This is a genomic window from Ferrimonas marina, from assembly GCF_900129905.1.
Lineage (GTDB): Bacteria > Pseudomonadota > Gammaproteobacteria > Enterobacterales > Shewanellaceae > Ferrimonas > Ferrimonas marina.
The window spans coordinates 318265-341526 of record NZ_FQXG01000006.1 but is presented as its reverse complement, the minus strand read 5'-3'; the positions used below and the strand labels follow the sequence as shown (position 1 = coordinate 341526).

19 protein-coding genes are annotated in these 23262 nt (G+C 62.0%); 7 read left to right on the top strand and 12 right to left on the bottom strand.

Features of this window, described 5'->3' with window-relative positions; translation table 11 throughout:
• Positions 1 to 84: 84 nt before the first annotated feature.
• From BUC04_RS16115 to BUC04_RS16100, 4 genes are all read right to left on the bottom strand, one after another.
• Positions 85 to 1980, bottom strand: coding sequence for an EAL domain-containing protein (locus BUC04_RS16115; protein WP_067662668.1), 1896 nt, complete (start codon positions 1978 to 1980; stop codon positions 85 to 87).
• Positions 1981 to 2164: 184 nt separating this feature from the next.
• The gene (ssb, locus tag BUC04_RS16110; RefSeq protein WP_067662664.1) at positions 2165 to 2842 is read right to left on the bottom strand and encodes a single-stranded DNA-binding protein; all 678 of its coding nucleotides are present in this window, start codon (positions 2840 to 2842) and stop codon (positions 2165 to 2167) included.
• A 70-nt stretch (positions 2843 to 2912) separates the two neighbouring features.
• Positions 2913 to 3557, bottom strand: a complete 645-nt coding sequence (locus BUC04_RS16105; RefSeq protein WP_067662662.1) for a LysM peptidoglycan-binding domain-containing protein — start codon at positions 3555 to 3557, stop codon at positions 2913 to 2915.
• Positions 3558 to 3582: 25 nt separating this feature from the next.
• Entirely contained in the window at positions 3583 to 4941 is a 1359-nt protein-coding gene (locus tag BUC04_RS16100; protein ID WP_067662659.1) for an MFS transporter, read from the bottom strand.
• 206 nt (positions 4942 to 5147) lie between these two features.
• Between BUC04_RS16100 and uvrA the strand changes: the two genes are divergently transcribed.
• From uvrA to BUC04_RS16085, 3 genes are all read left to right on the top strand, one after another.
• Positions 5148 to 7970, top strand: coding sequence for an excinuclease ABC subunit UvrA (gene uvrA / locus BUC04_RS16095; RefSeq protein ID WP_067662656.1), 2823 nt, complete (start codon positions 5148 to 5150; stop codon positions 7968 to 7970).
• Between the two features lie 151 nt (positions 7971 to 8121).
• Positions 8122 to 9099, top strand: a complete 978-nt coding sequence (locus BUC04_RS16090) for a sulfotransferase family 2 domain-containing protein (RefSeq protein WP_067662653.1) — start codon at positions 8122 to 8124, stop codon at positions 9097 to 9099.
• 267 nt (positions 9100 to 9366) lie between these two features.
• Positions 9367 to 10248, top strand: a complete 882-nt coding sequence (locus tag BUC04_RS16085) for a DUF481 domain-containing protein (protein WP_143165757.1) — start codon at positions 9367 to 9369, stop codon at positions 10246 to 10248.
• A 75-nt stretch (positions 10249 to 10323) separates the two neighbouring features.
• On the opposite strand, the gene BUC04_RS16080 is transcribed toward BUC04_RS16085, so the two are convergent.
• A complete protein-coding gene (locus tag BUC04_RS16080) occupies positions 10324 to 10902 on the bottom strand; it encodes a hypothetical protein (RefSeq protein WP_067662647.1) in 579 nt (192 codons plus the stop codon).
• Positions 10903 to 11160: 258 nt separating this feature from the next.
• On the opposite strand from BUC04_RS16080, the gene BUC04_RS16075 reads away from it, so the two are divergent.
• Both BUC04_RS16075 and BUC04_RS16070 read left to right on the top strand, forming a co-directional pair.
• Entirely contained in the window at positions 11161 to 12618 is a 1458-nt protein-coding gene (locus BUC04_RS16075) for an amidohydrolase (protein WP_200804699.1), read from the top strand.
• 61 nt (positions 12619 to 12679) lie between these two features.
• Entirely contained in the window at positions 12680 to 13318 is a 639-nt protein-coding gene (locus BUC04_RS16070; protein WP_200804698.1) for a trimeric intracellular cation channel family protein, read from the top strand.
• A gap of 4 nt (positions 13319 to 13322) precedes the next feature.
• Here BUC04_RS16070 and BUC04_RS16065 read toward each other — a convergent pair whose 3' ends face one another.
• Complete coding sequence (locus BUC04_RS16065) at positions 13323 to 13874, bottom strand: GNAT family N-acetyltransferase (RefSeq protein WP_067662644.1); 552 nt, start codon at positions 13872 to 13874, stop codon at positions 13323 to 13325.
• Positions 13875 to 14242: 368 nt separating this feature from the next.
• Here BUC04_RS16065 and BUC04_RS16060 point away from each other — a divergent pair, with 368 nt between their 5' ends.
• Positions 14243 to 15418: a C45 family autoproteolytic acyltransferase/hydrolase gene (locus BUC04_RS16060; RefSeq protein ID WP_067662641.1), complete on the top strand. Its 1176-nt coding sequence runs from the start codon at positions 14243 to 14245 to the stop codon at positions 15416 to 15418.
• 84 nt (positions 15419 to 15502) lie between these two features.
• Here BUC04_RS16060 and BUC04_RS16055 read toward each other — a convergent pair whose 3' ends face one another.
• Positions 15503 to 16432, bottom strand: coding sequence for an alpha/beta hydrolase (locus tag BUC04_RS16055; protein WP_234977439.1), 930 nt, complete (start codon positions 16430 to 16432; stop codon positions 15503 to 15505).
• 232 nt (positions 16433 to 16664) lie between these two features.
• On the opposite strand from BUC04_RS16055, the gene ompW reads away from it, so the two are divergent.
• Positions 16665 to 17288 (top strand): outer membrane protein OmpW, encoded by a 624-nt coding sequence (gene ompW / locus BUC04_RS16050; RefSeq protein WP_067662635.1) that lies wholly within the window; start codon positions 16665 to 16667, stop codon positions 17286 to 17288.
• Positions 17289 to 17400: 112 nt separating this feature from the next.
• On the opposite strand, the gene BUC04_RS16045 is transcribed toward ompW, so the two are convergent.
• The 5 genes from BUC04_RS16045 to BUC04_RS16025 form a co-directional block, all read right to left on the bottom strand.
• Positions 17401 to 18219, bottom strand: a complete 819-nt coding sequence (locus BUC04_RS16045; protein WP_067662632.1) for a phosphotransferase family protein — start codon at positions 18217 to 18219, stop codon at positions 17401 to 17403.
• Between the two features lie 9 nt (positions 18220 to 18228).
• A complete protein-coding gene (locus BUC04_RS16040; protein WP_200804697.1) occupies positions 18229 to 19452 on the bottom strand; it encodes an NADH:flavin oxidoreductase/NADH oxidase family protein in 1224 nt (407 codons plus the stop codon).
• Positions 19453 to 19574: 122 nt separating this feature from the next.
• Positions 19575 to 20693, bottom strand: a complete 1119-nt coding sequence (locus tag BUC04_RS16035; RefSeq protein ID WP_067662626.1) for an aminotransferase class V-fold PLP-dependent enzyme — start codon at positions 20691 to 20693, stop codon at positions 19575 to 19577.
• A complete protein-coding gene (locus tag BUC04_RS16030) occupies positions 20690 to 21868 on the bottom strand; it encodes a PrnB family protein (protein WP_067662623.1) in 1179 nt (392 codons plus the stop codon). The genes BUC04_RS16035 and BUC04_RS16030 overlap by 4 nt, the downstream gene beginning before the upstream one ends.
• Positions 21869 to 21989: 121 nt before the next feature.
• Entirely contained in the window at positions 21990 to 23192 is a 1203-nt protein-coding gene (locus BUC04_RS16025; protein WP_067662621.1) for an MFS transporter, read from the bottom strand.
• Between the last annotated feature and the right edge of the window lie 70 nt (positions 23193 to 23262).

Below are 23262 nucleotides of genomic sequence, written 5' to 3'. Positions count from 1 at the left end.
TGGCCGCTCCGGGTACAACCGGAAATTTGCCTATTGTTATTGAGGCGCCATTATGGCGAATTCTTGACGCCGAACACCAGCATTTTATTCTGTTGTGGGCGCCGCCTCACCATAGTGTCGGCCTTGAACGCCATCCACCCCCAACTGCAGCAAACAACGCCCCTCTTCGGCGCTTTCTACCCCCTCCGCCAGGATGGTCAGCCCTCGGTTGGACAACGCCTGGGTCAGGCTGGTGATCACCAGCTGGCTCTCCGGTCGATGCTCCACCTGGTGCACCAGGCTGGGGTGCAATTTAATCCACTCCACCGGTAACCGCTCGATGTAGTGGGTGCCCTCCACGGTGTAGCCCACGCCGTCGATGGAGAGCTGGATACCGGTGCGCTTCAGTTCCTTAAGCACCGGGATCATCCGCTCGGCGTTTTGCACCAGCTCCCGCTCGTTCACCTCGATTACCAGCTGGGTGCGGCGAATGTGGTAGTTGGCCAGCAGCATGATGAAGGACTTGGCGAAGCGAGGGTGCAATACCGACTCGCAGGCCAGGTTGACCACCAGGGGTTGCTGCCAGCCATGGGCCTGCATCTGTTGCAGTGCCAGTGCCAGCAGCTCGCGGTCTACCCGGGGGATCAGCCCACAGCGCCGGGCCATGGGGCGATAGAGCGAGGCCCGCAGGATCTTGCCCTGACCGTCACGGATACGACTGAACATCTCCCGGCACAGCACCGCGCCGTTCTCATCCAGCACCGGCTGGAACAGGGTGACAAAGCGCTTCTGGGTCAGGGCGTTCTCAATCAGGCTGCGCCAGCGCACCGAGCCCTGGGCCAGCTCCCGATCCACCGCGCCCTTGTCGTACATAAACCAACTGCTCTCCCCCTGCAGCTGGGCCGCACGCAGCGCTTGCTCCGCCTCCTCCTGGGCCTGCTCCAGCGGCTCCTCGCGGGAGAAGTAGGCCAGGCCGATGTTAAGCAGCTCCGATTTGACCGCCCCCTCCGGCAGCGGCAGGCGGGCGCCGATACGGTGCAGCTTCACCGCCAGCTGATCGGCCTCTTTCAGTGGCAGCATGGGGATCACCAGCGCCAACTGCAGCCAGTTCAACCGGGCAAAGACCGCATCCGGGTGCTCCTGCAATATAGGTTGGCAATGCTCGATAAACGCCTTGAGTACCGGCAGGCGGCGTGCCGGTTCCACCTCCTCCAGGCCGGCAAACTGCAGCAGGCACAGCACCCCCTGGTTGCGGAAGCGGTGGTTGGGAGCCAGGGCGGCGAGCCGCCGCTCGAAGAACATCCGGTTGCCCAGCTCGGTTTCATGATCGATGAAGGCCCGGGTACGGATCTGGCGATCCAGCTCCAGCTTGGCCTCACGCTCCTGCTGCCAGTTGCGATGCAGCTTGCGCAGGGCCCGACTGACCGACAGCGGTCGTTCGCCCTTAACCAGCTCCCCCGCCGCCTCGACGTCGCCACCATTGATGCGGGAGGCCCGCAACGCCAGTAACTCGATGCCGGACATCTCCCGCTCGAGCCAGCCGCGGCCAAACCAGACCATCCCCAACGCCGCCACCAAGCCGATGGCCACCAGCAACCACTCCTGGGAGCTGAACGCCGGCACCAAGGGGGTGCGGGTCAGTACCAGGTTCATCTTCAGGCCGTTATTGAGGTCGCGCCGGTAGTGCATGGTGGCCACCTCGTAGACCCCCTTGGGCTGCCACTGGAACTCGACGCTCTCACCCCGGTAGAGGATCATCTGCTTGGCCTTGATGCCGTTGAGCAGGTCGGGCAGCCAGGGGCGCATATCATCCAGGCTAAGCCCCCGGGCGTACTGATCCTCCATCAACTGCACTACGGCATTGACCGTCGTCTCTCGGTTGTGATTGGTGTGGGAGTAGCTGGTGGTCCAGGCACTGAGCAGCATGCTCAGGGTGACGAACAGCAGCGACAGGATCCAAAACTGGATCAACCTTTGGCTCTGTTCTCGATTTCGTTTCATGGCGGCCTTCCTACTGCGCGCGGGGGGTGCTCTTGCTTAAGGCGGATCTTAGCCCGCCTGGACTGAACGCTGCCTTCACTGGCATGGGGCTATGATGCCATCCAGTCGCTTTTCTGCCCAGACACAAAAACCCCACCGCAAGGGTGGGGTTGGTCAGCGACTGTTATCCGGTCTGAGGCAAGGCTCAGAACGGGATATCGTCGTCCCAGCCCTCGTCCAGGTCCGGAGTGAAGTTCTGGTTCTGCTGGTTCTGCTGACCTTGGGCCGGCTTGGCCGCCGGGGCCGGACGAGAGGCCTGCTGGCCGCTTTGCTGCTGACCGCCACCGAAGCTGCCGCCCTGCTGCTGACCGCCACCGAAGTTGCTGCCGCCCTGCTGGCCGCCACCGAAGTTGCCGCCCTGCTGGCCGCCACCGAAGTTACCGCCGCCCTGCTGGCCGCCACCAAAGTTGCCGCCGCCCTGCTGGCCGCCACCGAAGTTGCCGCCGCCCTGCTGGCCGCCACCGAAGTTGCCGCCACCCTGGCCGCTGCCGCGGGAGTCCAGCATCTGCATCTCGTTGGCAACGATCTCGGTGGTGTACTTGTCCTGACCGTTCTGATCCTGCCACTTACGGGTCTGCAGCTTGCCTTCGATGTAGACCTTGGAGCCCTTCTTCAGGTACTCGCCGGCGATCTCACCCAGGCGACGGAACAGCACCACGCGGTGCCACTCGGTCCGCTCCTGACGCTGACCCTGCTGGTCTTTCCAGGATTCAGAGGTTGCTACGGTAATGTTGGCTACGGCGTTGCCGTTCGGCATGTAACGCACTTCCGGGTCTTGCCCCAGGTTGCCAACCAGGATCACTTTGTTGATGCCACCGGCCATCGTTTTCTCCAACGCAAATAACGCAAATTTTGATCCGCCAAGCCTACCATAGGCGGCGGGATGGGATCACTTATCTTGTCGCCACAGCCTCGAACTCTTGCTGAGCCTGTGACTCATCTTGCCAACGGGCCTGCAGTACCGGTCCGGGACAACGCAGGGTTCGTCCTTTAAGGCGGTGCACCGAGCCGGTAAAGCGGGCCGGGTTGGCCTCGTACAGGGCCCAAATCATGCCAAACCGCCCCAGATGGAACTGCGGTGCCAGCCGCTCAGAGGCCCGCCATAGGGTCTCCTCCGGCAACAGGTTGCAATCCGGGGTTGGCTCAGACTGAATGGGCGTAGGTGCAGACAGCAGGTCGGTTTGTGCCAGTGGCGCTATCGACGCCAGTGGCGCTGGCAGCGGCAGTCGCCCCACCGCATCCGGCTCTCGGTTCAGCTGAGCGCTGATCCACAGCTCGGCCCCGGGTTTGGCCTGGGCCGCGCTGTGCAGCACCAGCTGACCGGGTCCGGTCACCTCACCACTGAGGGACTCCAGCTGGCCATCCTGCACCAGGAAATAGCGCAGCCGTCGAGCGGTGTTTTGGCTGACCTCAGTGGTTAACCAGATCTGGGTCTGGCCCTGCGCATCCCGGCTCAGCCGGTCAACCTGAAACTGCTCTATCGATACTGCCTGGGCACTGCCGCACAGCAGCGCCAGGCACAGCGCCCACGCTCTCATCGTCCCCCTCCCTGGGCAAAAACGATCAGGTTGTCAGCAGGGACCTCGCCTGTTCCAGATCGAAACTGTCTTCCACCTTGAGGTACGCCGCCTTCTGTTCAGGGATGAGGATCACCTCCACCACCCCGGGTAGGGCGCTGAGCGAGCTGGCCAGGCGATTGGCCTGGGCTGCGTCCGCGTTCGGCGCCTCTAAGGTCAAACTACGGGTTTTTCGTGGGTTTTGCATCTGCCACATGTAGCCAAACCAGAACAGGATGGCGACAAAACCGAGCCAGAACACGGTGCTGGCACCGAAGGCCTGGAACAGCGCGCCCCCCAAGACACCACCTAAGAAGGCACCACCGAACTGGGCGGTGGAGTAGATCCCCATGGCGGAGCCCTTGTCTCCCGGCGGACTGAAGCGGGAGATCAGGCTGGGCAGGGCCGCCTCCAGGTAGTTGAGGCCAGTAAAGAACAGCACCACGCCGACGGTGAGCCACCAGACCGAGCCGATGCCCAGGGCCAGCACCAGGCAGGCCAGGCCCATCAGTGCGACGGCGAACAGGAAGGGGCCGCGGCTGGTGTTGCGCTTCACCCCGTAGAGGATGATGGGGATCATGCTGACAAAGGCCAGCAGCATCGCCGGCAGGTACAGGGTCCAGTGGCGATCCGCCGCCAGACCGGCGTCCAGCAGGGCCAGCGGCAGGGCGACAAACAGCGCGGTAATGAGCAGGTGCAGCAGCATGATGCTGAAGTCGAGGCGACGCAGTTGCGGGTCCTTCAGCAGCGCCGCCAGGCGCTGGGGTACCGCCACCAGGTCGCCGCTGGGAGCCTTCTGCACTGCGTTGGGCACCAGGGTGTGCACCACCACCAGCGCGGCAATGGAGAGCAGCGCGGTGAGGGCAAACAGGCCGGACAGGCCCAGGCTTTGCGCCAGGATGGGGCCAGCCACCAGGGCCAGGGTAAAGGCCACGCCGATAAAGGAGCCGATCACCGCCATCACCTTGGGTCGCTGCTCATCCCGGGTCAGATCCGAGGCCAGCGCCAGCACCGCCGAGGCCACAGCGCCGCCGCCCTGCAGCGCTCGACCCACCGCCACCATGTAGATGGAGTCGGCCACCGCGGCCACCACCGAGCCCAGGGCGAACAGGATCAGCCCCAGGGTGATCACCTGCTTGCGACCAAAGCGGTCGGAGGCCATCCCCGCCGGGATCTGCAACAGTGCCTGGGTCAAACCGTAGGCACCGATGGCAATCCCCACCCACAGGGGCGAAAACCCTTCCAGGTCCTGACCGTAGGTGGCCAGCACCGGCATGATCAGAAACAGGCCAAACATGCGCAGGCCATACACGCCTGCCAGGCTGAAGGCCGCGCGTTTCTCTATCGGGTTAAGCCCTTGACTCACTCGTCTCTCCTAAACAATCCATCGAATCCGGCACAACGGGCGCCAGTGTACCAAAGGTTGCGGTTATGTAATGCATTGGTCACTGATGCCAAGGGGATCGAGGCTAAAAGCGATTGGCTCGATAGACAACCAAAGATTGGCGACAGTGCCGCTGGTTGTGGAGTTATGCGATACTGGTAACACTTTGCTTCCTAACTGCCTTACCGATGGACAAAATAGAAGTTCGTGGTGCCCGCACCCACAACCTGAAGAACGTCAACCTCACCATCCCCCGGGACAAGCTGATCGTGATCACCGGCTTGTCCGGCTCCGGCAAGTCCTCGCTGGCGTTCGACACCCTCTACGCCGAGGGACAGCGACGCTACGTCGAATCCCTCTCCGCCTACGCCCGCCAGTTCCTGTCGCTGATGGAGAAACCGGACGTGGACCACATCGAGGGGCTGTCGCCAGCGATCTCCATCGAGCAGAAGTCCACCTCCCACAACCCACGCTCCACCGTGGGCACCATCACCGAGATCTACGACTACCTGCGTCTGCTCTATGCCCGGGTGGGCGAGCCCCGCTGCCCCACCCACGGTGCACCACTGGCGGCCCAGACCGTCAGCCAGATGGTGGACAAGGTGCTGGAGCTGGAAGAGGGCTCCAAGCAGATGCTGCTGGCGCCGGTGATCCAGGGCCGCAAGGGTGAGCACATCAAGCTGCTGGAGAGCCTGGCGGCCCAGGGCTACATCCGCGCCCGTATCGACGGTGAGGTGTGCGACCTGTCGGATCCGCCGACCCTGGATCTGCACGTCAAACACACCATCGAGGTGGTGGTTGACCGCTTCAAGGTGCGCCCGGACATGAAACAGCGCCTGGCCGAGTCATTCGAGACCGCGCTGGAGCTGTCTGGCGGCATCGCCAACGTGGCGCCGATGGAAGGCGATGCTGAGCCGCTGGTGTTCTCCGCCAACTTCGCCTGCCCCATCTGTGGCTACTCCATGAGCGAGCTGGAGCCGCGGATCTTCTCCTTCAACAACCCGGCGGGGGCCTGCCCCACCTGTGATGGCCTGGGGATCCAGCAGTTCTTCGACGAGGAGCGGGTGGTGACCAACCCGGAGCTCTCCCTGGCGGGGGGCTGCATCCGTGGCTGGGACCGGCGCAACTTCTACTACTACCAGATGCTCAAGTCGCTGGCGGAGCACTACGACTTCGACATCGAGACCCCCTGGCAGGACCTGCCCAAGTCGGTGAAGAAGATCGTGCTGGACGGCTCCGGCCGCCAGACCATCAACTTCAAGTACGTTAATGACCGCGGCGATACCGTGGTGCGTCGCCACCCGTTCGAGGGGATCCTCAACAACCTGCAGCGCCGCTACAAGGAGACCGAGTCCAACTCGGTACGGGAGGAGCTGGCCAAGTACATCTCCACCACCAGTTGCCGCAGCTGTAACGGCTCCCGCCTGCGGGAAGAGGCCCGCAACGTGTTCGTCGGCGAAACCACCCTGCCGCAGCTGACCGAGTGGTCCATCGGCGACGCCTTGAAATGGTTCAGCGAGGTGCAGTTCGAGGGTCAGAAGGCCAAGATCGCCGAGAAGATCCTCAAGGAGATCCACGACCGGCTGGGCTTTTTGGTCAACGTCGGCCTCAACTACCTCAACCTGTCCCGCTCCGCCGACACCCTGTCCGGCGGTGAAGCCCAGCGGATCCGCCTGGCCAGCCAGATCGGTGCCGGCCTGGTGGGGGTGATGTACGTGCTGGATGAGCCCTCCATCGGCCTGCATCAGCGCGACAACGAGCGGCTGCTGCAGACCCTGATCCACCTGCGTGACCTGGGCAACACCGTGTTGGTGGTGGAGCACGACGAAGACGCCATCCGCGCCGCCGATCACATCATCGACATCGGCCCCGGTGCCGGGGTACACGGTGGCGAAGTGGTGGCCGACGGCAGCTACCAGGAGATCCTGGAAAGTGAGCACTCCTTAACCGGCCAGTACCTGTCAGGCAAGAAGAGTATCGCCGTGCCCAGCGAGCGTACCCCGTTTGAGAAGGGCAACGAGATCACCCTGTTTGGTGCCAGCGGCAACAACCTGAAGAACGTCGATCTGAGCATCCCGGTGGGGCTGATGACCTGCGTCACCGGGGTCTCCGGCTCCGGAAAATCCACCCTGATCAACGACACCTTCTACAAGATCGCCCACCGCGAGCTCAATGGGGCCACCGTGGATGAGCCGGCTCCCTATAAGAAGGTGAAGGGGATGGATCGCTGCGACAAGGTGGTGGACATCGACCAGTCCCCCATCGGCCGCACCCCGCGCTCCAACCCGGCCACCTACACCGGGATCTTCACCCCCATCCGTGAGCTGTTCTCCAATACCCAGGAGTCCCGTGCCCGCGGCTACAAGCCCGGTCGCTTCTCCTTCAACGTTAAGGGCGGCCGCTGTGAGGCCTGTCAGGGCGACGGGGTGATCAAGGTGGAGATGCACTTCTTGCCGGACGTCTACGTTCCCTGTGACCAGTGCAAGGGCAAGCGCTACAACCGCGAGACCCTGGAGGTGCAGTACAAGGGCAAGAGCATCCACGAGGTGCTGGAGATGACCGTGGAGGAAGCCCGCGAGTTCTTCGATCCGGTACCGGCCATCGCCCGCAAGCTGCAGACCCTGATGGACGTGGGCCTCTCCTACATCCGCCTGGGTCAGGCTGCCACCACCCTGTCTGGCGGTGAGGCCCAGCGGGTCAAACTGGCCCGTGAGCTGTCAAAGCGTGATACCGGCAAGACCCTGTATATCCTGGATGAGCCCACCACCGGCCTGCACTTCCAAGACATCCAGATGCTGCTGGACGTGCTGCACCGACTGCGCGACCACGGCAACACCGTGGTGGTGATCGAGCACAACCTGGACGTGATCAAGACCGCCGACTGGATCGTCGATCTTGGCCCCGAGGGCGGCGCTGGTGGCGGCACCATCCTCACCACCGGTACCCCGGAGCAGGTGGCCGAGTGCGCCGAGTCCCACACCGCCCGCTTCCTTAAGCCGATGCTGAGCTGAAGCGAGCTGAGCTTCTGGTAGGGCTGGTATTTAGAATCCACCGACGGGTGGATTCTAAATACCATATTTTGTAATAAGTTACATACGATATTGCTTTGATATTAACCTTCCACCACGGTTCAACTTGGCTGCCAGAACTCAGTGACATAGAATGCGCACAGTCCTTGCACCCATTGACGAGATTGACAAATTAGAGATGCGCAATATCCTCGTTGACATAAGTAGCCATCTGGGCTTCTTATCTAACCCCAAGGTCGCCTGCACCTCGATTAAAGAATCCATGCTTGGATTCAAGTCTGGGAAAGAGGTGCACAAACGAATTTACTTTGATTACCCAACGAACTCAGATATTGAGTTGTTTGGTTTAACACGCCACCCATACACCCGTGCGCTTTCCTGCTTTAATAATAAGATAGGGCCTAACAAAGACGATAATGTCTGGTTGGCTTTTTGTAAGCGCCATAGGCTCGACCCAAGCAAAAAGATATCTTTTGACGAGTACCTGGATATTTTGCTGAGTAAGTCGACATGGATAGGAGAGGATCCCCATGTTCGTCCTCAAGTACTCAATCTACACTCAAGATTTATCAAGCCAACATTTATAGGCAGATTAGAGAAAATGGATGAAGTCATCCAATATCTCTCGGCTCATGGGATTAACTACGAAGCAGGCGGGCAAAGAACTCAATCAAATAAGTCAGTTGAAGAGTTAACCAGCGAACAAAAGAATAAGTTAAAGAAATTATATAAGAAAGATTTCTCTGAGTTCGGCTATACAGAATCAGTCAACATCGATGATATCCCAGCTTCCATCCATCAAAAGCAACGTGTCTCTTGGGCTTATCAATTGATGTTTCTTTTGTTCAAGCTTTTTCGCAGGCCAATACTGCGTGCAGAGTTGAAAAGGCACCAGTCAACAAAGCCAGCCTTTAAGTTCGTAGCTAAGGATAAGAGCCAGTCAGCCGACATCTATCGAGATGTTGGTTTATTGATGGAGTCGACAGGAAATCTAGCCCAAGCGGAATACTACTTTCAACTTGCTCATCAAGCTCGGCCCAGCGGCGAGTTTATTAAGAAAAAGCTCTTACAAACTAAACGTATCAACTCAGTTCTAAGAGGGCTCGATTAGTTCCTTGACTCAGTGCAAGGCGTCCCAAACCGCCCGTTTCCTTAAGCCGATGCTGAAGTAACGCGGCAAATGGAAACCACAACGGCGCCCCCAGGGGCGCCGTTTTTGTCCTCCCCCACGCAGTCATTGCGTTAACCATGGATAAGTGACGGATCCCACCCATCAAAACCGAGTTAGCCCGCCGAGTGTTCCCCGCTAGGATGCCGCCCCATCGCCCTTCGTGGGCGAGTCATGCCACCAACATGACAGACTCAGATGGGGACCACCATGACCAACCGCTTGCCGCCAGCTTCTCGCCCCAGCACCACGCTTTGGCACTTACCTTGGTGGCTTGCCGTCCTCCTGTCCCTGTGCACGATGCGGGCCCAGGCACAGAGCTTCGAGATCGAACTGGGCGCTTTCTGGGCGCTGAGCAGCACCGATCTGACAGTGTACGACCCCATCTTTGAGCAGAACCGCCTGCTCAACTTCGAATCCGAGCTGAACCTGCCCCACGACCAGACCCTGGCCTACCTGGATCTGGAGTATCGATTCCAGCCTCGCCACATGATCTACCTGGACTGGCGCCGCCTGCACCGCTCTGGCGAAAACCACAGCGTGATGGACCCGTTCCAGTTCACCTGGGACAACCAGCGCTACCAGGTGGACGCCGGCTCCTACCTGGCCACCGAGCTGAACATCGACATCGTTCGATTCGGCTATGGCTACCGCTTCTATCAATCGGACAAGATCGCCGCCGATCTGCTCACCGGCCTCCACATCACCCATCTGAAGCTGGGTTTCCGTGGTGACCTGGAGATGACCGCCGCCCCTACTGGGCAACCCAGCTCCGACAGCGAACTGGAGCTGGAGGTGGCCAACAGCGTCACTGCGCCGCTGCCAAGCCTGGGATTGCAGATGGAGTACCAGCTGGGCAAGAAGTGGCAGATCAGAAGCCATCTCCAAGCCTTCTACCTGAGCGCGGGAGAGATCTCCGGTTGGATGGGGGAGGCGGAGATCGCCGCACGCTACCAGATCACCGATGCCCTCAGTGTCACCGCGGCGTACAGCTACTTTCAGGTGGGGGTCGATTACCAGCCAGAGCACACCGACCTGAACGTGACCCACCGTTTCTATGGGCCGATGGCCAAGCTGGCCTATCGCTTTTGATAGGGCAGGCGATACCTGGACTCCCAGCAAAAACGGCGTCCCGAGGGACGCCGTTGTTACCGAATAGCCGACCGGTTAATAGGGCTCCGGCTCGGCCAGGCCACCACTGAGCAGGGTGATCAGATCCGCCCGGACCCCGCCATTGAGATCGTCCCGGTACTGGGGCGATTCGGCCTGACAGGCTTCTGTGTCCTTGAGATAGTGGATCTGCACCGCGTCGTAATGACCCAGTTGTTCGGCGCTGATGGCGTCCCAATAGGGCTCGGACAGGGCTAGTCCGTTGTCCTTGTCCAGTTGCAGAGGCAGGATCTCACCGCTTGCCATCGCCAGCAGCTCCACCGCCTCGGGGGCGCAGGCCAGCTCGGTCAGCACCGATTCGTACAGCCCGATGCGCCCCGCTTCCTGGTGGTCCTTCAGGTGCAGATGACCCTGGATGGCGGACTCGTCGACGTAGCGAAAGTGGGCCACCACGTCACCGCTGAGGTACTCCACCTCCAGCTTGCAGGGGGCGTCGTGGCACAGCGCCAGCACCGAATAAAAATCCAGGTCAAAGTAGTGGGCGATCCGTCCCGCCTCGAACTTATGTTCATCTTCGCTGCCACAACCCAGCAGCAACGCCCCACACAACAACACCATCAGCGGTCTACTGCTCATACCCGCCCACTTCCTCTGCTCATTAATGCCCATAGATTGGTCGTCGTGAGGCTACCACACTCCGTTCGGAGCAAACGGGTGATGGCACGACATTTCCGATTTATCAGGGTAATAGAGCCACCAGCTGGACTTAAGACCTCTTCATATGATGGATCAAACCATCGCTTGATGAGTTCGCATGTCGAAAAACACCCCCTATGATGCCGGTCGTCAAGCGCTGGTGAGGAGTTGAGCCACCGGTGCGAGTTCACCTTAACCATGCCAACCGAGGTATTCACCATGACCGACTTCAACGCCATCGACCAAGAAGTAAACGCCCTGTCCGACGTCATCTGGGACATGGCTTCCAACGTTTGGGACTTTGCCGAACTGAGCTACGACGAGTTCAAAAGCTCCGCCCTGGAGAGCGCCGTGCTGGAGCAGCACGGCTTCACCATCGAGCAGCGCGATGTTGCCGGCCTGCCCACCTCCTGGATCGCCACCTGGGGCAGCGGTGCCCCGGTGCTGGGCTACCTGGTGGAGTTCGATGCCCTGCCGGATCTGGGCAACGACACCGTCCCCCACAAGCAGCCCGCTAAGAACGGCAACCCCAATGGTCACGGCTGCGGTCATAACCTGATCGGCTCCAGCTCCATTGGCGCCGCTATCGCCCTGAAGAACCACATGGAGAAAAACGGCATCCCCGGCACCATCAAGGTGTTTGGCTGCCCGGCGGAAGAGGCGCTGAACGGCAAGAACTACATGGCCGCCACCGGCGTGTTTGAGCAACTGGATGTGTGCCTGCACAACCACCCGGCGATGGTGAACTCCGCCATCAACTTCCACTCCACCGCCTCCATCGATCTGATCGTGGAGTGGCACGGCGTCACTGCCCACGCCGGGACCGCCCCCTGGGATGGCCGCAACGCCCTGCACGCCGCCGAGATCTTCCTGGTCTCCGCCAACATGATGCGCGAGCAGCTGGAGCCCACCGGCCGTCTGCACTACCAGATCCTCGAAGGTGGCGCTGCGGTGAACGTGGTGCCGGACTACGCCAAGGTACTGGTGCGCTACCGCGGTAAGAGCGCCGACAACGTGCGTGAGCACAAGGCCTGGCTGGAAGACATGGCCCAGGGCGCGGCGCTGTCGACCCAGACCCGCACCGAGGTCACCAACCTGGGTGGGATCTACGACTGCCTGCCCAACGACGTGCTGGCCGCCCGCATCACCGATCATATGCAGCGCTACTTCCCCATCGACTGGACCGAAGAGGAGCAGGCCTTTGCCAAGTCAATCCAGCGGGAGATGGGCAAGCCGGAATCCGGTATGGCCACCAGCGTGATGCCGGTCTCCACCGGTATCGAGGTGGGCGGCTCCACCGACGTGGGGGACATCAGCTGGAACGTGCCCACCATGGGGGTGATGTTCGCCGCCTGGCCGCAGCACATCCCGCCGCACCAGTGGGGCTGCACCGCCTGTAACGGCATGAGCATCGGCCGCAAGGCCGGCCTGCGCGCCGCCAACGTGCTGGCAGCCCAGGGCCTGGAGCTGATGACCGATCCGGCCCTGTTGGCCGAGGTGAAAGCGGACTTTGAGCAGAAGAAGGGTGGCCGCGAATACGTCAGCCTGAACGACTCCGCCACCAACCCGCGCGCCGATGATTCCGATGCTCAGCTGGCTCACTACGAGTGCTGCCTGCACAGCGCCCTCGAGCACCTGGATGGCTGCAACCACTAAGCGGCAGGCCCCACCGTCTTCGACGGTAGGGCCTGTTACCCTGAATCAATAGGAGCACCCCATGATCTCCATGGCTTTCCTGTCGGATCTGTTTTCCGTACTGGGCACCGTAGCCTTTGCCCTTTCTGCCGTATTGGCAGCCCGGGGCCGGCAGGTGGATCTGTTCACCATCCTGGTGCTGGCCACCGTCACCGCGGTGGGTGGCGGCACCATCCGTGACACCCTGCTGGATGTGCCGATCTTCTGGGCGGAGGATACCTCCTACCTGTGGATCGCCGCGGTCAGTGCCCTGCTGGGTTTCTGCTTTTACTCACTGCTGGATCGCCACGGCATCAACCTGCTGTACCAGGCGGTAGACAGCGTCGCCATCGCCCTGTTTGGCGTGCTAGGTACCACCAAAGCCTGGGAGCTGGGCTTTGGCCTGCCACTGGGCCCGGTGATCCTGGGGGTCATCACCGCCACCGGCGGTGGCGTTATCCGTGACACCCTGCTGCAGCGTCCCTCCATGCTGCTGGGCAAGGAGCTCTACATCGTCCCGGTGGCGCTGGGCTGCACCCTGCACGCCACCGTGCTGGCGCTGGCACCGGACCACGCCCAGCTCGGTGCCCTGCTGGCCATCGCCCTGGTGCTGGTGCTGCGTTACCTCAGCGTAATGCGCCATTGGGTTGTGCCCCAATGGGCAGTGCTGAAGATGAAATAGCCCTTTACCAGAACTCGGGCCGGTTCAATGCCTCTGCGCATCGTACCGGCCCTTTTTGTGTCGGCATCGCCTCGCCTTCGAGCGTTTGTGCCAGCCAACCGTGGGGGAAGCTCAGCGGTTGGGGCGCCGGGACCTGCTCGATGGTCACCGCCTCGAACCCCAGCTTGCCGTAGAACTTAGGATCGCCGTAGGTCACTGCTAACTCAGCCCCCTGCGCCTTCAGCGCCGCCAGTCCGTAACGGATCAAGCCCTGCCCTATCCCCTTGCCCTGCATTGCCGTGGCCACCGCCATCGGCGACAACAGCCAGGCCTCACGGCCTTTGTCTCCCTCCGCGCCGGCAAAATGCAGCCGGGTGAACAGCACGCACGCCGCCAGTTGGTCACCATCATGGGCGGCAAAGATCCGCAGCTCCTCGGCCGGCGTGGTCGTGGCCAGAGCCGCCGCCAGCTGACCGATGGCGGCCCCCTCTTGTGCCCCTTCCGAGTCGGTGAAGGTGTGGGTGAACAGCGCCTGGATGGCGTCGATATTGGCAGATGACAACGCTGCGTACTGCATACTGGATTCTCTTTTCGCTACTGGATAATGCGCAGAGCCTAAACCATGAAGCTATAGACAGGTCAATGCGAGCGGCGTTTTCCGTTAGCCTCTCCCCGTGCCTCCCGTTTCCCTCATAGCTGCCTTCGGCTCTCCGGCCCTGCAGTGCCCAATTGGCCCAGCACAGAAATAAAATATGATGATTTTCTCAACGCTCATCCCCAACTCCCTGGCTGAGAAAATTCCTGCACCAGCAACAATTTGGCGCGACCAAGTCCATCAAGATCCTCAATTTGATTGATCAACCCATCGCGACACGAGTTAGGCGAAAATGGCTTCGCGGTTAGATTAGCGCCATCGCAATTCACTACTGACCAGAAGAGGCCATCATGACCGCAACCAACCTGACCCTGCACAAGCAGTTTGAGCAAGGCAAGAAATTCACCACCGGCGACGAGATGCTGTTCGTCCTGCAGCTGTCCGGCAGCTGGTACGAGATGGGCCAGCAGTACGGCACCCTGGCCAAAGAGGACATGGTGCTGATGTGGGACAAGACCATCAAGCCGCTGTTTGATAACGGCTTCACCACCGAGGCTGAGTCCGCCCAGCTGTTTGGCCGTCGGATCTTCGATGCCCTCTCCCTGCGCCGCAAGCAGTACTTCCAGGGGGTGGCGGATGCCATAGGCTGGCCGGTAGAGAACGTGCTGGTGCTGGACCAGGGCGGTGCCATGGCCATCTACCAGGGCAAGGCGCACTCCTTCTCCGGTTGTACCTCCATCGCCACCTGGGGCAAGAACACCGCCGACGGTCACACCCTGGTGGGCCGCAACATGGACTGGAGTGAGCACTTCCTCGAGTTCCCGATCTACCTGACCGTCTACAACCCCACCGACGGCTCCAACAAGGTGGCCAACGTCAGCTGGCCGGGATGGCAGTGGCTGGTGACTGGTCTGAACCACAAGGGGGTCTACACCGATCTGCACGACGGTACCTCCATGGGCGGTAACATCGTCTCCGCCGAGAAGCCCTCCTTCCTCAACTCGGTATTCGACTACATCGCCGAGAGCGACAACATTGAGGCCCTGAGCGCCCGCTTCCAAGCGGCCCGCACCGACGTAGCCGCCATCTGGATGCTGGCGGACAAGCAGGGCAAGGCCTGCTCCTACGAAAACACCATCCAGGAGAACCGCCTGCGTGTGGCGGATAAGGACGCGGACTCCTTTATTACCGTCAACACCTTCCTCAACCCGGACTGGGGTTTGGGCAAGCGCGAGACCATGAGCTTCTCCCTCAAGCGCTTTGACAACCTGTCCGCCCGCCATGAGGAGCGCAGCGGCGAGATCGACGCCCAAGCGATGCGGGCGATCTTTGACCTGCCGCTGTACAACGCCGACGGCAGCTTTATGGAGAACGGTGGCGTGACCAAGCCCACGAATCAGGACGTGGACCTGACCAACTACCAGGTGGTGACCGATCTGACTGCCATGAATATGTGGATCAAGCTGCCCGCCCTGGGCCAGGACTGGCAAGCCATTGACCTCAAGGCCCTGTTCAACATGGCCTAAGCGCCGCTAGCCAAAAGCAACACCGCTAGCCAAAGAAAACGCCGCACTCTGCCTGAGTGCGGCGTTTTTGTTTATCCATTGCTGCTACTGCGTGCCAAACAGGAAGCGCAGTGGCTGATCCAGCCGCTCGGCCCAGTCGGACTCGGTATGGGCAGCGCCGGAAAAGAAGCGACTGATCCACAAATCCTTGGGGTAGTCGGCAAATAGCGGGTCGACCTGGGCCTGCAGCGGCGGGTAGAGCGCGTCCAGGGTCTGGTCGCCGTAATCAAAATAGAGCTTTTGACCAGCCAGCAAAGGCAGTCGCTGGGCGATGTAGGCCCTAAAAGCGGCCGGCGCTGGGTTGTCCGCGGTCATGATCCCGGGCCAATGGGTCGACAGCGCGGCGGCACCGGCAAAGGCCTCTGGATGGCTGAGTAGAGCATACCAGGAGATCAGCCCGCCCATGCTGGAGCCCATTAGGTAGCGATTTTCCGGCCCGGGCTTGACCGGGAAGCGGGCCTCGATCTGCGGCACCAGCTCAGTCAGCAGGAAATCCAGGTAGGCGTCGGAGTTCACCGGTCCGCCAAACAGCGGCAATCCCGGCTGGCGCTCGAGCTGGAGAAACTCCGCCTGGACTGACTCGGGCAGCGCCTCGAACGGTGCCTGGGGAAAATACTCGTTGTGGCGCTGACGATCGCCGTTGTGGACTCCCACCACGATAAAGGGGCGCACGGCACCGCTGGCCATCAGCGCACTCGCCACCTCGTCCACTTGCCACTCCTGGCCGTTCCAGGTGGTATCGGCGTCAAACAGCATCTGGCCGTCGTGCATATAGAGCACCTCGAAGCGCTGCTCCTCAGCAAATCCCGCCGGGACCCACACATCCACGTGGCGGGCCGGGATCCGCGCTGAGGGGAACGACTCCAACCGCACCAAATTGCCACTGCTGACTTCGGGTAAAGCGGCCCACGCCGAGCAACCCAGCCCCCACAGCAGCGTTGCCATAGCCAGTTTCCAGCCCCGCTCTCTATTCATAGCCCCCCTCCTTTTGCAGGCCTTAAGCTAGCCAGCTCCCGCCGCCATCAGCAATTGAATACGTATGTACCCCATCACCTTAGCGTGATCAGGATCACAACAAGGCCTAATGTTGCCATCTTGTTAAATCCAGTTTGATCCGGATCAGATTTCAACGCCTTAGTGTCGGCTAGGGTGAAGCCATCACAGAGGATCTCAATAAGGCCGCAAGGCCAGAACAAGGAGTTACAGTATGAGAACCGCCCTTTTGACCGCCGCCGTGCTGTCCGCCCTCGCCGCCCCTGCCATGGCCCATGATGCCGGTGATTTTATCTTCCGTTTCGGTGCCGCCACCGTCGCCCCCAATGAGAGCTCCGATGTGGTCGCCGACATCGGTGAGTTTGGTATCGACAGCAACACCCAGCTGGGGCTGAACTTTGCCTACATGGTGAGCGATCACTTCGGTGTTGAGCTGCTGGCCGCCACCCCCTTCAGCCACACCGTCAGCCTGCCGGGCCTGGGCGACATCGCCAAGCTCAAACACCTGCCGCCGACCCTGATGGCCCAGTACTACTTCGGCAACGGCAACCTGCGCCCCTACGTCGGCGCTGGGGTCAACACCACCATCTTCTTCGATGAGAAATTCACTAACGATCTCGATGGTGCCCTGACTGACCTGTCCGTCGACACCTCGGTAGGCTTGGCCGCCCAGGTTGGGGTGGACTACCAGTTCGGCAGCAACTGGCTGGTGAACGCCTCGGTGTGGTACATCGACATCGGTACCGACGTGGACTTCAAACTGGCAGGGGATGCGGTGAGCATCAGCACCGATGTCGACCCCTGGGTATACATGGTCTCCCTCGGTTACAAGTTCTAAGCCGCGCTAAAAACACAACGCCCCGCATCTGCGGGGCGTTTTTCTCTCCTATACCGGTCGCACTTGTGACAGGTTCCTACCCGAGACCAACTCTTCCTCACGGAGCAGCCTTTCAGTCCAGGTTGCGGCTGTTCTCTGCGAGCCAGCTGGGCAGCACGCGGTTAAACCAGGCCATGTACTCCAATGTGCGGGGATTGTCTCGCTCATGCAGCAGATTAATCACCTCTACCGCGATCCAGGCCTTGGCGACCAGTATCTGCGAGGTCAGCTGGGCCAGAGCGGTTGTGCAAGCGGGATTCTTCGCCAGATAGGCCCTGCCGAACTCGGTCGCCTGCTCAGGGGACGACATCCCCGGTAGCAGCGGGGCTAGGTCGATGGCCGGCGATCCCAGGCTGAACCGCTCCCAGTCAAACAGCACCCAGTCCCCAGACTCGCGCCGCCCCCAGTTGCCGATGTTGCTGTCGCCGGAGAGCGGGTAGAGCGGCGCAAAGATCCGCTCTCGCTGCTGCCAGAAGGGCTGGATCGCTCTGGCGGCTTGCACCCGAACAGCCTTGTCCAGCCGAGCCAAGGCACTTTCTGTCGCCTGCTCTGACCAGGTCAGAGGGTAGCGTTGGCAGTCTGTCAGTGTCAGCGAGCTGTTGTGCAACACGGCCAAGCCCTCGAGCAGGGCCGGAGAGCGCCATTGCTCCGCCTCGAGCAGGGTAGGCAGGTACTCGATGATCAGGCTTTGCTCATCAGGTACATCCAGCAGGCGTGGCGCTAACGCCTGAAGCGCGGTCGACTGCGGCAATACGACGCGGTAGAAATCCATCTCGGTGGCACTGACGCCCTGCTTAAGGATCGCCTGGCCACCAGCAAACGAAACCCGCGACACCGAGGCCGGCCCCATGTTGGCAAGCTCATCACGCCCTTTTTGGGACGAAGCCGCCATAACGGAGGCTCAGGCCCGACGCTGACGAAAGGCGTAGACCCCCAACCGGCCAAAGGTGGCCAGCAGCGCCCCCCAGGCCGACAAGCCTGGCTTAGGCGCCTTGCCCTGGCCCATCCGCTCCAGCTGAAACTCGTACCAGGTGATGCTCAGCATCCCCATCTTATCCAGCGCCTTGAAGCCGGTGCTGGGGTTGGCCATGGTCAGCACGAAATCCGGCTCCGCCATCACCCGCTTGGGCAGATCCGGCAGCAGTGACATTGGCCGTGCCAATCCCACCATGTCCACCGCGCCACTCTCCAGTGCCTCGGACATGCCGGCAGCGGAGCGGAAGCCACCGGTCACCACCAGTGGCACCTTGACCCGCTGGCGCACCTGCTCCGCGTAGTCGAGGAAGTAAGCCTCACGCTTCAAGGTGGAGGCGCGCTTGCCGGCGCTCATCATCGCCGGGGATTCATAGGTGCCGCCGGAGATCTCGATCAGATCGATCCCCGCCTCGGCCAGGGCCTCCACCACCGCCATCGACTCGTTCTCAGAGAAGCCGTCCTTCATAAAATCCGCCGAGTTAAGCTTGATCCCCACCGGGTAATCGGCACCGACCCGCTCGCGGATGGCGCGGAACACCGCCAGTACGAAGCGCATCCGCTTGTCGGCACTGCCACCCCAGTCGTCGTCGCGCTGGTTGTGGCGCGGTGAGAGGAACTGGCTGACCAGGTAGCCGTGGGCGCCGTGGATCTGCACCCCATCAAAGCCGGTTTGCTTGGCCAGCTCGGCGGCGGTGGCAAAGGCCTGGATCGCGCTTTGGATCTGGGCCTCGGTCATTGCCGCCGGAGGATTGAAGGATTTCTCCAGCCCTCGGCCCAGGGGAATAGCGGAGGGGGCCAGCGGGGTTTTGCACAACATTGCCGGGATCTGCTTGCCCGGGTGATTGAGCTGCATCCAGATCTGCCCCTCGGCAGCCTTGCCCGCCAGGGCCCAGCGACGAAAGGCACCGAGATCGCTGTCCCGGTCCAGCACCACGTTCTTGGGTTCGCCCAGGGCGGTGCGATCCACCATCACGTTGCCGGTGACCGACACGCCAATGCCCCCTTCGGCCCAGGTGCGGTAAAGCCGCGCCAGCTCTGGGGTGGGGTTGTGCTGGCGATCGCCCAGCTGCTCACTCATGGCGGATTTGAACAGACGGTTCTTGATGCCGTGGCCATTGGCCAGGGACAGCGGGCGGCTCAATGGGCCCATGGTGCGCTCCTTGCTGATGTTGTGCATTCGGTCGGTTGGCCACCGACCGTGACGTAGAGAGCTACCCTATGACGCCCGAGCCCAAAGGTAAACCCATAGGCCAGCAGGCGAGGCCATACGACTCAGCTTACCGACTGCACCAGGCTAACCAACTGGCCCATCTCCGCCGGAGTGTTGTAGAGGTGGGGCGAGAGGCGCACGCCGGTAGGGCGCTGGTCCACCTCGATGCCCGCCTCCGCCAGCGCCTGCACCAGCAACGGCTGGCGCTCGCCCAGCTGCAGAACCAGGGTACCGCTGCGCTGAGTCTCGCCGTGGGGCGAGACGATCCGCTCACCCAGGGCCTCGATCACCCCCTGCTGCAACGCCAGGTTGTGGGCGCGGATCGCCTCGACGCCGACGCCATTAAGGTAATTGAGGCTATGCGCGGCGATGGCAAAGGGCGCCACCGAGGGGGTGCCCCCCCAGAAACGATTGGCGCCGGGATGGTAGCGAAAATCGTGGATGTCCATCTCGAACGGGTCCTGGTGGGAGAACCAGCCCACGTCCTTGGGCGCACACTCGCTAAGCCGCTGTGGTGCCACCCACAGGTAACCGGCGCCAGCGCCGCCGCACAGCCATTTGACGCAGGAGCCCAGGGCAAAGTCCGGCGCGCTCTGCGCCAGGCTCAATGGCAGCACCCCGGCGGACTGGGCCAGATCCAGCAGCGACAGGATCCCCCGATGCCGCGCCTCGGCGCAGATCGCCGCCACCGGCGCCTGCTGGCCGGTGTTGGAGTAGGCGTGGCTGACAAACACCAAACCAATATCCGGGCTCATCGCATCGGCCCAGACGTTGGCGTCGGTCACATCCTGGCTGGCCGGGATAAAGCGCAGCTGATCGGCGCCGCCAGGCAGGGCCTGGCGCAGCACAAAGCCGATGGTGGGGAAGTCCTGCTCACTGAGCAGCACCTTCTGGCCCCGCTGTAGCCGCGGCAACGCCATCGCCAGCTTGGTCAGGCCGCTGGAGACATTACCCTGGGGACAGAAGCCCTCGGCGGGCACAGAGAACAGCTGGCCCAGCTGGCCGCGAAACTGATCAATCAGCGCCAGCCACTGGGGCCAGGTGTCGTTGCCCGGTCCGCCCCAGGGGGTAAAAAGGCTCTGACTCAGCGCCGCTTCGGCGTCCTTGAGCGGCCGGCCGATGGAGTGGCTCAGCAGGTAGGGGCCCGCCCCCAGCCGAAAATCGTCGCGATGGAGGTTCATGCCGACGCCCCCAGCAGCTGACGCAGCAGCGCCACCTCGCGATGACGGGTCAGGATATCCTCCCGCGGCGCCGCCGAGCGTCGGTCGCGCAGGTCGGTCAGCGCCTTGAGCAGGTGGGCCAGCTGGGGTCCGCTGGCGGTCAGTTGCTCCATGTGTTTGTCCGCCATCTGCTCAGACGGCCGGACGATAAACTGGTGCACCAACTGGTCGTGATGCTGGCCGGCGATGGCGCCGTGCAGATCGCACAGCCGCAGAAACGCCGCCAGGTTGGTCTGGTACCAGCTGCTGCGGTGCTGATCCCGGGCGGCCAGAAAGTCGTCCATCAGGCTGCGACGACGCATGCAGTCCCGCAGGATGCGCTGGTCGTCCGGCATCATGTAGAGGAACTTCTCTACCAGCATCCGACCGTAGGCCGGGTCGTTGCCCTGGCACAACCCCAACAGCATATCGATGACGTTGATCCCGGCAAAATCGCCGGCATTGGCACCGCGGTAAACCTGGCTGCCCACATGGTGGGGCTTGTAGTAGGGCCGCACGCTGTAGAAGAAGCGGGCCGGATCCAGTCGCTGGAACAGCTCCTGGTTGCTGGCCTGCACCTCCAACAACGCCTGCTCCGCCGCCGCCAGCAGATCCGCGGTGATGGGATGGGAGATCCCCAGCGACTGGGTCTTCATCAGCGCCTCGGCGGCGCGTTTGAACGCCAGGATCCCCTTGCTGTTGTAGTCGATGAAACACAGCTCATCGGGCAGCTCGGTAAAGGACTTGTAGCGACCGTCGATGGCGCGGTTATGGGTACAGAGATGGGCGGTGGCGAAACGGGGTACCACACCGATGGAGGCGGCGATGTGCATCGCCAGGGCGGACGCCTCGGCCTGGGGTGAGCAGCGATCCCGGTCCGGATCCGACAGGCCATGACGGCGGCAGGCGGCCAGGTAGAGGCCGACGTTGCCCAGCAGATCGAAGGCGGCGTCGAAGCCTTCATCGGTATTGCCCTCCGCCAACAGCGCCTCACTGAAGCCGCGGCCACGCTGCTCCAGCTCCCGCTTAAGCTCGCCCCCTACGCCTTCGACCTCCGCCCGGTCCGGCTGGGCGTAATACAGCGCCTCCAGCTCAGCGTTCAGACGGATAAAATCGTTGCGGATCCAGTGGTCAAAATCGGCGACATGATGGCTCATCGGGCTCCCCTTGCCTGGTTTCACTCTTCAGGCAGCCTAACACGCCCACTCAGCGCCGAAAGGCGTGACCCGGATCACACCAGCGGACGCAGCGGCAACGCAGGGCAACGGCTTTGTAGCGTTAGCTTGCCAGGCTGCGCTGGGCCCCCCAGGTGTCCCGGTGGAAGTGGTGGTAGCCAAACTGACCCGCTGCCAGCAGCACCAGCAGCGACGAGAGTGCCAATACCCAGCGGGTATCGAACAGGATCAGCACCCCGCCGATCAGCGCCATCAGCACGTTGCCCAGGCAGAAGGTGGTGGTCATCAGCCCCATCAGCCGGCCCTGGCCGTACTGCTCGCCACCGTGCTGCGCCAGGTAGGTGGCCAGGGTGGCATTGAACAGGGCTATACCAAAGCCCATCAGCACAAAGGGCAGCAGATAGAGGTCACCGCTCAGAGGCAGCAGCAACAACGCCAGGGCAAAACCTGCCATCCCCACCAGCGCCGTGCCGGCCACCCCAAGCCAACGCTTCACCGACATCACCCCCAGGATGGCCATCAGGATCATCGAGCTGGTCAGCAGCACCGTGGTGTAGGCGATGTTGAGGCTGTCAAAGCCGCGAAACTCCACCAACCACACCGGGTAGAACTCGTAGAAACCGTTGAGCCCCAGCATCAGCAGCAGATAGAGCACAAAGAAGGGGCGCAGGTGCGCCTCCTTAAGCAGTCCCAGGCTGGTCTGGCCCCGGAACTGTCCAGTAGGGCGATCCTGCGGCAGCAACAGCGTAATCAGCACCAGCGCGGCGAGGCAGGCCAGGGCCGCCAGCCAGAACGCCATGCTGGCCCCCAGCGGCAGCATCAAGCCGCCCAGCAGCGGCCCCACCAGGTAGCCGGCATAGCCGGTGGCGTTGAGATAAGAGAAAGCCCGGGTGCGGTCAATGTGGGGGTGCAGATCCGCGGCAATGGCCCGGGCCACGCTGAGGTTGCCCTCACACACCCCGGTCAGCAGTCGGCTGAGGGCAAAGCCCAGGAAGCTGCCCTGTTGGATCGCCCAGGCAGAGAGCACATAACCCAGGGCCGAGCCTGCCATGGTCCACTGCAGCACCTTGCGCCGGCCAACCCGATCGGACCAGGCACCGATGCGGTTGCTGCCCAGCAGGATCCCCAGCGGATAGATCGCCAGTACCAGCCCCAGCAACAGCTTGGGTGGCAGGCCGGCGAACTCACTGACCGGGTGGCCCAGCTCGATGAACAGGGGGGCCAGGATGGGGTACGGCAGGGCGATGCCACTGACGCTGATCAGGGTGACGCAGAGGATGGCGGTCAAGCTGCGGTAGGGGGACATGGGCAACCATTAAATAAAGTGTTTTGTTTATTTATAGTCAAACTCTTTGGTGAGGTAAAGTGCCTGCTCA